Below are 12,024 nucleotides of genomic sequence, written 5' to 3'. Positions count from 1 at the left end.
TTATTTTATCACAATAGCGCGAGAAAAGCGATCCTTCCATCTATTGCTTTTGTTTCTCGTAATGGCTTGTGATGTACTTTTCCTTTAGTTTGCTGTGTTCTTCTAAAGTTTTGGCATAATAGACATCCCCGGCTGGAGAAGCGAGGAAATAAAGGTAATCCGTCTTTTCAGGATTTAAAGCTGCCTCCATCGAGGAAACACCGCTGTTTCCGATTGGTCCAGGCGTTAACCCTTTTACTTTATAGGTATTATAAGGCGAGTTTACTTTTAAATCTTCATAGAGAACGCGTTTCTTGTGCTTACCAAGCGCATAAAGCACCGTCGGGTCTGTTTGTAGAGGCATACCGGCTGCTAGGCGATTATAAAATACACTGGAAATTTTATGGCGGTCCGCTTTTGCCGTGGCCTCTTCTTCTATAAGGGAAGAAAGTGTAAGCAGCTTGTGCGTCGTCATTTGCTTTGCTGCCATGGACGTTCGGTACTGGGCGAGCACATGATCTGTTTTCTCAAGCATATCTTCTACGATTTCCCTTACTGGTTTCTTTTTATCCCCGTAATGGTAAGTAGCAGGGTATAAATATCCCTCCAGCGGATATCGAATGTTCTTAGCGAACACTTCCTCTGTAAGCAGCTCCGGATACGTTTGCATCATTTCCTTAATAAACACTCGATCATTCATTACCTTTAAGACTTCACTTGCCGGCCGCCCCGTCTCTTTTCCGATCACTGCCGCAATCTGTGTCAATTGATAGCCTTCTGGAATCGTGATTTTCACTTGACCTTGCCCAATGACTTTGCCTGTTTTCAAGCTCTTAATCAACTCATCCATTGTCATGCTTGGCGTGAAGGAGTATTCCCCTGCCTGCAAGTTATCTTCGCCTTTGTATTTCACATAGTATTTAAACACTTCCGCATTTTTGACAATTCCTTTTTTCTCTAGCTTCTCGGCAATAACCGATAAGCTGGACCCAATTGGGATATTAACCTGCACAGGAGTGTTATCTGATTTATTAACAGGCTCCAGGGCAGATTGAATGAAAAAATAACCGCCTGCTGCTATTCCCCCAATGATCAGCAGGAATGAAATAACGGCAAAAAAAATAGCTCTTTTTAACCGCCTCTTTCTTCCAGACGGCCCGACATATGACTTTTTCGACATACACTTACTCCTTTCAACAAATAACGAGCCTTTCTTCACTTGTTTTATTATACTACATCTTATAAGAAAAGATAGAATTGAAAAAAGACCGGGAGCAGCGCCCCGGTCTTTTTTCTGATTTTATTTTTATTCTTCTTCTTCCTCATCAAGAAATGTATTCAACATCTCTTCAATTAATTCCCATTCTTCATCAGATTCAATTGGCTGAAGCTCGCCGTCTTCCCCATCTTCACCAGGAATGAAGGCAGAAGCGTGAATTTCAATTTCTTCGTTGTCATCTTCTTCTGCTCCTACAGGGAAGTAAAGCACGTAAGACTTTTCAAACTCATCAGAATCGAAAGTGAAAAGTACTTCGCATAATTGTTCGTTACCGTTTTCGTCAATAATTGTAATTTGTTTTTCTCCGTGATCCATTTTCTTCACCTCATTATTTTTGGCTGTCTAAGAAGCCTTGTAAAATCATCACAGCAGCCATCTTATCGATTACTTTCTTGCGTTTTTTTCGGCTCATGTCTGCTTCTAGCAATACTCTTTCCGCTGCCATTGTTGTTAGCCGTTCGTCCCAGAGGACAACTGGCAGCGAAAAGCGGTCTTCTAATTTTTTGGCAAAAGCCTTAGAAGCCTCGCCGCGCGGGCCAATTGTATTATTCATATTCTTAGGCAGCCCGACAACGAACTTCTCAATTCCGTATTCTTTGCATAAGCTTTCAATGCGCCTCAAACCAAAATTAAACTTTTCTTCATCGATCTGAATCGTTTCCACGCCCTGCGCGGTCCAGCCCAATTCATCGCTGATGGCAACACCGATTGTTTTTGAACCGACATCCAACCCCATAACTCTCATAAAGGCTTATTCCTCTCGCTGCTGTTTTAAATATGTCTTCACCAGTTCTTCGATAATTTCGTCACGCTCGAGCTTGCGAATCAAATTACGGGCATCATTATGTCGCGGGATATATGCAGGATCGCCGGAAAGCAAATAACCAACAATTTGGTTAATCGGATTATACCCTTTTTCCTGAAGAGCCTTGTACACTTTAAACAGTACCTCTTCTACGTTCTGCTCAAACGGTTCCTCCGGAAAATTAAATTTCATCGTTTGATCAAAAGAGCTCATTAATAGCACCTCGCTTTAGGCTTGAAAGTGAAAACTCCCTCTTGTACAAGTTATTTCCATTGTACAATAAATTTTCAAGGAATCAAACGGATTTAATCCACTCTGCCACAAAATTGAGTGCTTCTTCTATTTTCTTAGGGTCTTTTCCTCCCGCTTGCGCCATATCAGGACGTCCGCCGCCACCGCCGCCACAGCGTGTAGCAACCTCTTTGACAAGCTTGCCAGCGTGATACCCTTTTTCCACTAAATCCTTTGTAACAGCAGCTACAATATTGACTTTGTCTCCTGTAGCTGCAGCCAGTACAATAACGCCAGAATCAAGCTTTTGCTTTAATTCATCTGTCATAGAGCGCAAATTATTCATATCTGTCGCTTGTACACGAGCTGCGAGGAATTTGACTCCATTCTCTTCTTGTACGCGATCAAGAAGACTACCTGCTTCTATATTGGACAATTTTTGGGAAAGTGATTCATTTTCGCGTTGTAATTCTTTTAATTCTGCCTGCAGACTGTCCACTTTTGCCAAAATGTCCTTTGGATTAGCTTTTAATTTATGAGCCGCTTCCTTCAAAAGAGCTGTTTGGCTATTTAAGAATTTGTATGCAGCTTCGCCCGTAACTGCTTCAATACGGCGTGTTCCGGCACCAATACCGCTTTCAGACACAATCTTAAATAATCCAATCACCGATGTATCTGGCACGTGGCAGCCGCCGCACAACTCTAAGCTGTAGTCGCCGACAGAAACAACACGGACAATATCTCCGTACTTCTCTCCGAACAAGGCCATTGCTCCCATTTTTTTCGCTTCATCAATGGATTTATGAGCAATGCCAACTGGGAGGCTATGCCAGATTTTTTCATTAACGATTTCTTCTACTTTCTCTAGTTCTTCAGGTGTTACTTGTCCAAAATGAGAGAAGTCAAAACGAAGACGATCTGGTTCAACGAGTGACCCCGCTTGGTTTACATGCGTTCCTAATACATCCTTTAACGCTTGATGTAATAAGTGAGTCGCCGTATGATTTTTAATAATTTTGTTACGGGAAGCAGCATCCACACGCGCCGTCACTTTTTGACCGGTTGTCAATGTGCCGCTTTCGATGATAGCATGTTGAATATTTTGGCCGTTTGGCGCTTTTTGGACATCTTGAACAGCAGCACGTACGCCGTCCCCTTCGATGATTCCTTTATCAGCTGTTTGTCCACCGCTTTCTGCGTAGAAAGGAGTCCGGCTTAAGATGAGCTGAACAGCTTCTCCGGCTTGTGCTTTCTCTACGATTTTGCCATTAGCAATGATTACTTCTACCGTTGCCTCAGCCGTTAATTCATCGTAGCCCGTAAATTCACTCTCCACTGTGATGTCACCTAGCACTCCGCCTTGAACTTGCATAGAGCCTACATCCTGACGAGCTGCCCGAGCACGCTCACGCTGGTTCTCCATTTCTCTTTCAAAACCTTCATGGTCTACTCTCATGCCTTCTTCTTCGGCATATTCTTCCGTTAACTCAACAGGGAAGCCATACGTGTCGTATAACCGGAATACATCAGCGCCAGCAATGACATTCGATCCATTGTTCTTAGCTGCTTGGATGACCGCTGATAAAATCGCTAATCCTTCATGCAGCGTTTCATGGAAACGTTCTTCTTCATTTTTAATGACGCGCTGAATAAACTCTTGTTTGTTCTTCACCTCGGGATAAAAATCATGCATGATCTCACCGACAACAGGGACAAGCTCAAACATGAATGGGCGGTTAATGTTAATTTGCTTTGCATAACGAACAGCGCGCCGCAGTAAACGGCGTAGTACATAGCCGCGCCCTTCATTAGATGGAAGTGCCCCGTCCCCAATCGCAAAAGCAACTGTACGAATATGGTCAGCAATTACTTTAAAAGCTACGTCCTTTTCCTGATCTTTACGGTATTTTTCACCAGAAATCGCTTCTGTTGCTTCAATGATCGGCATAAATAAATCCGTATCAAAGTTTGTCGGCACTTCCTGCATAACGGATGTCATCCGCTCAAGTCCCATTCCGGTATCAATATTTTTCTTTGGAAGCGGTGTATACGTGCCATCAGGGTTATGGTTAAATTGAGAAAATACGAGGTTCCAAATTTCTAAATAACGCTCGTTTTCCCCCCCTGGATAAAGCTCCGGATCATTTTCATCATTTCCGTATGACTCGCCGCGGTCATAGAAGATTTCCGTATTCGGTCCGCTTGGTCCTTCACCAATGTCCCAGAAATTCCCCTCTAATCGGATAATCCGCTCTTCCGGCACTCCAATTTCCTCATGCCAAATGGCGAAGGCTTCATCGTCCTCTGGATGAATGGTGACAGACAGCTTTTCTGGTTCAAGCGCCATCCATTTTTCATCGGTTAAAAACTCCCATGCCCAATGAATAGCTTCTTTTTTAAAGTACTCACCAATTGAAAAGTTACCAAGCATTTCAAAAAAGGTATGATGGCGAGCGGTTTTTCCGACGTTTTCAATGTCATTTGTGCGGATCGACTTTTGGGCATTCACGATTCGCGGATTTTCCGGAATAACCCGGCCATCAAAATATTTTTTCAATGTGGCTACACCGCTGTTGATCCACAACAAGGTCGGATCATCATGAGGCACGAGCGGAGCACTTGGCTCAACCCGGTGATTTTTCTCCTGAAAGAACTCCAGAAACATCTGACGAATTTGAGCCCCAGTCAAATTTTTCATTTTAATTCCTCCTATATTCATAATTGAAATGGGTGTGCTATTTAAAGACAACAAAAAAGCCCCGTTCCCCGGACAGGGACGAAGCTTTTCGCGGTACCACCCTGATTATGAACCAACTATGCCAGTTCATCTCTCAAATACCTTAACGCGGCAAACGGCAGGGATTAGCTGCTCTCCGGACTAGCTTTCCGTTACCCTTCACCTAGGATTTCTTCCAGCCATGGAAACCCCTCTCTGACGTGCTTGGCACTTAGGTGGACTATAACATACTCGATCCATCATTGATTTACATTTGTTATGATATATCGAATTATAAAAAATTTCATACCAATTTGTCAACGCGGGGCTTTTTGAAGACGAACCTTTACACGCCTTTCCGCCATAAAAGCGGCCTTGAAGATAATGAGAACGGGTACAGCGACAATTAACCCAAGCACACCTCCTGCCTCCCCCCCAAGCAAGAGGGCTCCGATAATAAATAAAGGATGCAAATGTACGCTTTTTCCCACAATCCATGGAGATAGAACATTCCCCTCGATAAATTGTAAAATCAGTACGATAATCGCTGTATAAAGAGCCATTTGTCCAGACATCGTCAACGCAACAAAAACAGCGGGCACCGCTCCAATGATCGGGCCAAAATAAGGGATTACATTTGTGATGCCAATGATTAAACCAAGTAAAATGGCGTATTTAAGACCAATAAACGTAAATAACAAAGCAGCTACTGTCCCGATCACTAAGCAAACGAATAGCTGTCCCCTTATATATCCCCCAAGCGAGCTGTCTAATTCCCTAACAAAACGCAATGCCCTCGTCCGCCACTTTTTTGGCGTAAAGGTCCAGGCGGCCTTCTTTACCCGATGAATATCTTTTAGTAAATAAAACGAGATAAAAGGCACAACGGCCAGCAGCAGGAGAAAATTGACCATTTTCATCAATACATTCATAAAAGCTTCGACAAGCCCTGAAAGCCATCGCTCAAAACCAACAATACGATTATGAATCTTTTCTTGTATACCATCTGGCCAAGTCAATGTTTCCGCTTCAAGGGCAACGATTTGCTTTTCATACATTCTTGAAATCTCGGGAGCACTTTGTGATAATTCTCTCAGCTGATGAATAAATAGTGGCACTCCCCTAAATAAACAAATACCGATTATGCCGAAAAACAATATATAAATCAGCAAGATCGCCATCGTTCTAGAAACCCCCTGCTCCACCATTTTCTCTACTAGCGGATGCAGCAAATACGCGATAAACCCGCCTAATAAAAATGGCATCAGACTGATCATAATCCCATGAAATAGCGGACTAATGACGGGATTTAATAAATAGATCACATACACGGTTAACAATGTGAAAAGCGCGGCAGCTGCCAAATACAGCCACTTTAACTTCAACCTACTCTCCATCGGATCCGACACCCTTTAATAAACTATTTTGCTTAGTTTGCGGCTAGAAGAGGATGATTTATGCACGGTCTCGAATAGAATACATTCTATATTTAAATGAAATCAATGTCCGGCTGAAAAATAGAAGAGGGTCTTTACAGCAAATTGCTTCCAATTGCGTATGATGGAAGAACCATCACTTGTTATGATCCATACAAAAAAGCTTGCCGAGAAAATTTCTCTACAAGCTTTTTTCGTTTATTGCAGGTGCCTTTAGCCGTTGTTTCTTTTTGTCCAGCTGCAGGCGCTAGCGCGTACACTGATTTCGCTCTCTCTGTCGAAGTCTAAAAAACGACTTCTCGTCAAGAGCTCCAATCTGCCAGCGCGCTAACAAGCGCCTTCCGCTTTTCTTTTGTCCAGCTCTAGCGGCCAGCCCATACGGCGGTTTCGATCTCTCTGTCGGAGTCTGAAGAATGACTCCTGTTAAGCCCTCCAACCTCCTATCGGGCTCATCCGGCCGCTTCCGCTTTTCTTTGTTACCCCATTCTTCTTTTTTCTTCTTCGAATAGGTCGTTTAAGGAGCTTAGGGAGCCATCTTCTTCGACTTGGTGGACGGAGATGATGTTTTCTTCGATGGAAAGTTCGATAAAGCAGTTCCAGCAATAGTATTGAGTTGTGCCAATTTTTCCGAGTTCTTTGCTTTGGCAATTTGGACATGTTATCATGGGCGTCACCTCGCACGCTTTTTGCTTTTGGCAAACAGGGTGCCCGGCTTAGCCTTTATTTATACCTATTCTTTACAAAAAATCGTACGGAGTAATATTTTCCATGCCGATCATTGGGTCAATTGTCATGATCGTGTCTTCTGTCAACGAGACGGGGCTCGATGCTTCATCTTCTGATTGACCAGCTTTTAAGGCCTCGACAAGTTTTTCTTTTAATGAGGTTTTACGCATGAGATCGTCATTGCGTTCAATGCCCATGCGAAATGCTTCTTCTTCTCCGCAGAGGATCAGAAATTGCTTGCTCCGTGTAATGGCTGTATAAAGCAAATTGCGCCGCAGCATGCGGTAATAGCTTTTTACTACCGGCAAAATCACGATCGGAAATTCACTGCCTTGTGATTTATGAATCGAGCAGCAAAAGGCATGAGTGATTTGGTTTAATTCCTGTCTTGTGTAGGTGACTTCATTTCCTTCATAGGAGACAATCACCATGTCTTGCTTTTCCGTATTTTCTTTGGCAAAAAAGATCGAGACAACTTCTCCAATATCGCCATTAAAAATATTTTGCTCCGGCTGATTGACGAGCTGGAGAACCTTATCGCCGATGCGGTAATGGACGTCCCCAAAGTCAATCTGTTTGCGGGAGCCATCCGGATTTGCATTAAGGATTTCCTGTAAAATTTCGTTTAAGCGGTCAATCCCCGCTGGTCCTTTGTACATCGGCGCCAGCACTTGAATATCCCTTGCAGTAAAACCCTTTCTAATCGCACTTTTCACCACTTGTTCCACCACATCCGGCATTTGCTGAACATGACAGCTTATAAAGGAACGATCCTTTTGCTGTTTCGTTAGATTAGACGGAACTAACCCATTTTTAATCTCATGCGCCATTTCAATTATAGAAGAGCCTTCTTCCTGCCGGTAAATATCTGTTAATTTAACGGTTGGGATCACTCCTGATGCCAATAAGTCTTTTAATACCTGGCCGGGTCCGACGGAAGGAAGCTGGTCTTCATCCCCTACGAGAACCACTTGCATATCGTCCGGTAATGCTTTAAACAGCTGATGAGCAAGCCAAATGTCCACCATTGAGACTTCATCGACGATAAGCAGTCGTCCTGAGACTTCCCGGCCCTCCTCGTCTTCCATCATTTCCTGTCCGCTAAATCCAAGCAGCCGATGAATGGTCACAGCAGGCAGTCCGGTTGACTCGGCCATTCGCTTCGCCGCCCGGCCGGTTGGCGCTGCCAGCTTAATCGGAAACGGTTCTTCCTTTCCATACGATTTGGGATCAAGTGAACAGCCGTGCAGCTCAGCGTATAGCTCCACGATCCCTTTAATAACCGTTGTCTTTCCTGTACCCGGTCCTCCTGTTAAGAGCATCATAGGCGACATAAGCGCTTTTTGAATCGCTTCTTTTTGTGAAGGCGCATATTGTACGCCTGTCCGGTCTTCTAAATCGCCCAAAGCTAATAAAAATTCCGATTCAGGAAATTGATCTTCATATTCCGTTTGTTTAAGCAGGCGCTCAATATTTGTGACGAGGCCCTTTTCGGAAAAATATAAGGAAGGCAAAAACACGCGGTCCTCTTCCCCCATCACCTTTCCTGCTCCTTCTAGAGCAATAAGCTGCTTGGCGATCGCTTCGAAAGAAACCGGTTCTCTACCGCTTTTTTCAAGCAGTATCTTTACCTCTTTTAACAGCGGTTCTGCCTCTAAGTAACAATGCCCCTCCTGCATGCACTGTTGTTCAATCGTAAATAAAATCCCCGCTTTAATGCGGTCAGGGTGCTCGCCGTGAATGCCAATCTGTGCACCCAGTTCGTCCGCGCGTCCAAAACCAATTCCTTCAATATCCTCGACAAGTTGATAAGGATTTTTTTGAATGATTTCAATCGCCTGCTGCTGATAAGCCTGATAAATCTTCATCGAGAGCTGTGGACCGAAACCATACTGGCTGAGGGCAATCATGATTTGCTCAAGTCCCTGATGTTCAAGAAGTGTTTCATAAATCGTCTGGGCTTTGTCGGCAGGCAGACGCGGCACCTCTTCCAATACAGAAGGATGATTAAGAATTTGGGAGATCGCTCCTTCTCCAAGCGTCTCTACAATCGCTTCTGCTGTTTTTTTTCCGATTCCTTTGAATAAGTCACTCGATAAATAGGCGACAATTCCCTGCTTCGTCTGCGGGATTTCCTTTTGGGCATGGCGCGCCTGAAACTGCCGTCCAAATTTTGGATGTTCTTTAAATACGCCATAAAAAATGTACACTTCATGCTCATGGATTTGTGGAAAATACCCGGTCACTACTACTTCTTTGTCTTCACAAGCGTCATTTGTTTCTGTGACACGGACCCGTATAACGGAGTAAAAATTTTCTTCGTTATGAAAGATCGTAACGAGATGCCGTCCTTTGACGTATTTCTCTCCGTTTGCAAACAAATCCATTGACTCTTGTTCCATCGGCGGCACTCCTTACGCCTCTTCAGCTTTTTCTATCATTTTCTTTCCATAACCAGCCAACATATGATCCGGCTGAACTTCAAGCGCGCGGTTGAACATAGCTAAAGCTCTTTCTGCATCTTCCAAATGTCCTGCATAGGCAACACCAAGATTATAGAAAGCATCGGCATGCCCCGGGTCTTCCTCAATCACTCGCTCTAGCTGGAGGATCGCTTCATCATAGGCTTGCACCTTCGCTAAAGAAAGGCCTAGTTGAAAGCGTGCTTCTGTATCAGCTTCATTTAACTCGACTGCACGCTGTAAATATGGAAGGGCAAGAACGGGTTGATCGAGCTGAGCAAACGTCATGCCAAGCATAAAAAAGGCGTCGCTCTCTTCTATCCCTGACTTAACCGCTTGTTCAAATTCACGGCACGCCTCCTCCAGTCTCTCTTGCTCATAATAGAACGCACCGAGTGCATAATGGGCAGCACCTGCTTTTGGATCTACTGCAATTGCTTGTTTATAAAATCGCTCAGCCCGCTCCAGTTCACCAACTGTCGATAACACATGACCAAAATTTATATATGCTGTCGGATCTTCCGGCGCTTCTTCAATCCGCTCTGAAAATAGCTTTAACGCTTCCTCCACTTTTCCTTGCTGTAAATATTCAATACCTTGTAAGTTCTTGTCCATTGGTCACCTCTATAGTTATATTCATCAAAATTATACCACAGAGCCTAGAAGTTCTTAACCATAGAGAAAGACACAAAAAAGAAACGAAGACAGACAACGAGTGAGTGTCTTCGTTCCTTTTATTAAGGCAAGCTAACGGTTGGACTAAAGGATTGTTGCTATGTTAGCGGGCAACCCGAATACCTCTCCTGATGATAAAATCAAGATCGGGCTTTTTTCCTCTTTTTATGTTTCTTACTTTAATATGTCTTCTCTTAGAATAAACTGAGCTAACTCTTCCATTTGATCCGAGATCGCTCTGTCTGTTTCTAAAGGAGGGCAAATTTCACGTATTTTTTCTAAGTAGTTTCTTGTAGCCGGGGCTAATTGGTTTTCCGCCTTTTCTAGATAGATGGCTTGTGATGCACAAATCATTTCTACCGCTATGACCCGAGCTGAATTGTGGATAATATCCCGGGCTTGACGGGATGCGATGGTTCCCATGCTTACATGATCTTCCTGGTTAGCGGATGTTGGAATAGAATCGACGCTAGCCGGGTGTGCGAGAACTTTATTTTCAGAAACAAGTGAAGCTGCTGCATATTGAGCTACCATTAATCCCGTTTCCAGTCCTGGATCAGGAGCCAGGAACGGAGACAATCCACTTAACTGCGGATTCACAAGACGTTCTGTTCTTCGCTCGGAGATGTTCGCCCATTCTGCTGCGCCCACTTTCAAAAAGTCCATGGAAAGAGCGATCGGCTGCCCATGGAAATGTCCGCCTGAAATGATTTCTCCGCTCTCTAAAACAATTGGATTGTCTGTAGCTGAGTTCATTTCCACTTTCAAGCGTTCATCCACATAATTAAGTGCCTGCCAGGATGCCCCATGCACTTGCGGGATACAACGGATAGAGTAAGCATCTTGCACACGTACTTCTCCCTGATGTGTAATCCGCTTACTGCCTTCTAACCAGTTTCTCATACGTGAGGCTACAAACTCTAATTCCGGATGCGGACGAACAGCTAGCAGCTCACTGTCGAATGCTGTAATGATTCCTTGAAGAGCTTCCATTGTTAAGCAGGCAGCCATATCAGCTGCAAGGCCTAAGCGTTCAGCTTCATTGAGAGCGATCACGCCTACACTAGACATAGCCTGTGTTCCATTAATTAAAGCTAGTCCTTCCTTCGCCTCTAAAGAGACAGGCTTTAACCCTGCTCGCTTCAATGCTTCAGCACCTGGCAAAACTTCCCCTTTGTATTCCGCTTTTCCTTCACCAACTAACACGATCGCCACGTGAGAAAGCGGTGCTAAATCTCCACTCGCTCCGACCGAACCTTTACAAGGAACAATTGGATGAACGCCTTCGTTAATCATGTCAACAAGCAAGTTTAAGGTCTCTTCTCTTATTCCGGAAAAACCTTTTGCAAGCGCGTTGGCACGCATTGTCATCATTGCCCTTACGACCACCGTCGGTAACGGCTCGCCAACACCGACAACATCTGCACGCAGTAAATTCAGCTGCAGCTTTGCAATATCATCTTTTTCAATTTCGATATCGCTCAACTTACCAAACCCAGTGTTGACTCCATAAACAACTTTCCCATCTTTAATTTGCTTCTCAATCCGAGCACGGCTTGCTCTTACTCTTTCCAAGCTGCCTTCTGGGATGACTACTTTCGCCCGGTGATCCGCCACATCTTGTATAAGAGAACGGTTTAACGTATATCCATCTAACTCAACAATTCCTAACTCAGTTAGTTCTCTGGTGCTCATAACGCTCCAACTCCCCTTTT

11 protein-coding genes are annotated in these 12,024 nt (G+C 44.1%); all 11 read right to left on the bottom strand.

Going from position 1 to position 12,024, the window contains the following annotated elements; all coding sequences use genetic code 11:
- Positions 1-40: 40 nt before the first annotated feature.
- The 11 genes from mltG to hutH all read right to left on the bottom strand — a co-directional run bounded on the left by mltG (position 41) and on the right by hutH (position 12,004).
- On the bottom strand, positions 41-1,159 hold the full coding sequence (mltG, locus tag A8F95_RS01840) for an endolytic transglycosylase MltG (protein ID WP_065408976.1): 1,119 nt from the start codon (positions 1,157-1,159) through the stop codon (positions 41-43).
- Between the two features lie 126 nt (positions 1,160-1,285).
- The gene (locus A8F95_RS01835) at positions 1,286-1,582 is read right to left on the bottom strand and encodes a DUF1292 domain-containing protein (protein WP_259455581.1); all 297 of its coding nucleotides are present in this window, start codon (positions 1,580-1,582) and stop codon (positions 1,286-1,288) included.
- 4 nt (positions 1,583-1,586) lie between these two features.
- Complete coding sequence (ruvX, locus tag A8F95_RS01830; RefSeq protein ID WP_049663337.1) at positions 1,587-2,003, bottom strand: Holliday junction resolvase RuvX; 417 nt, start codon at positions 2,001-2,003, stop codon at positions 1,587-1,589.
- A 6-nt stretch (positions 2,004-2,009) separates the two neighbouring features.
- Entirely contained in the window at positions 2,010-2,276 is a 267-nt protein-coding gene (locus tag A8F95_RS01825) for an IreB family regulatory phosphoprotein (RefSeq protein ID WP_041097404.1), read from the bottom strand.
- Positions 2,277-2,358: 82 nt separating this feature from the next.
- The gene (alaS, locus tag A8F95_RS01820; protein ID WP_065408975.1) at positions 2,359-4,992 is read right to left on the bottom strand and encodes an alanine--tRNA ligase; all 2,634 of its coding nucleotides are present in this window, start codon (positions 4,990-4,992) and stop codon (positions 2,359-2,361) included.
- A 335-nt stretch (positions 4,993-5,327) separates the two neighbouring features.
- A complete protein-coding gene (locus A8F95_RS01815) occupies positions 5,328-6,407 on the bottom strand; it encodes an AI-2E family transporter (RefSeq protein ID WP_065408974.1) in 1,080 nt (359 codons plus the stop codon).
- A 286-nt stretch (positions 6,408-6,693) separates the two neighbouring features.
- Complete coding sequence (locus A8F95_RS21990; RefSeq protein ID WP_141676207.1) at positions 6,694-6,882, bottom strand: hypothetical protein; 189 nt, start codon at positions 6,880-6,882, stop codon at positions 6,694-6,696.
- Between the two features lie 40 nt (positions 6,883-6,922).
- Positions 6,923-7,111, bottom strand: a complete 189-nt coding sequence (locus A8F95_RS01810) for a hypothetical protein (protein ID WP_049663342.1) — start codon at positions 7,109-7,111, stop codon at positions 6,923-6,925.
- Between the two features lie 72 nt (positions 7,112-7,183).
- A complete protein-coding gene (gene recD2, locus A8F95_RS01805; RefSeq protein WP_065408973.1) occupies positions 7,184-9,574 on the bottom strand; it encodes an SF1B family DNA helicase RecD2 in 2,391 nt (796 codons plus the stop codon).
- Between the two features lie 12 nt (positions 9,575-9,586).
- Positions 9,587-10,249: a tetratricopeptide repeat protein gene (locus A8F95_RS01800; protein WP_065408972.1), complete on the bottom strand. Its 663-nt coding sequence runs from the start codon at positions 10,247-10,249 to the stop codon at positions 9,587-9,589.
- Between the two features lie 234 nt (positions 10,250-10,483).
- Positions 10,484-12,004, bottom strand: a complete 1,521-nt coding sequence (gene hutH, locus A8F95_RS01795; protein ID WP_065408971.1) for a histidine ammonia-lyase — start codon at positions 12,002-12,004, stop codon at positions 10,484-10,486.
- Positions 12,005-12,024: the final 20 nt, after the last annotated feature.

It is taken from the genome of Pseudobacillus wudalianchiensis, from assembly GCF_001685015.1.
Lineage (GTDB): Bacteria > Bacillota > Bacilli > Bacillales > Domibacillaceae > Pseudobacillus > Pseudobacillus wudalianchiensis.
Note: the sequence above shows the minus strand (reverse complement) of the source record. Positions and strands in the feature narration are given on the sequence as shown.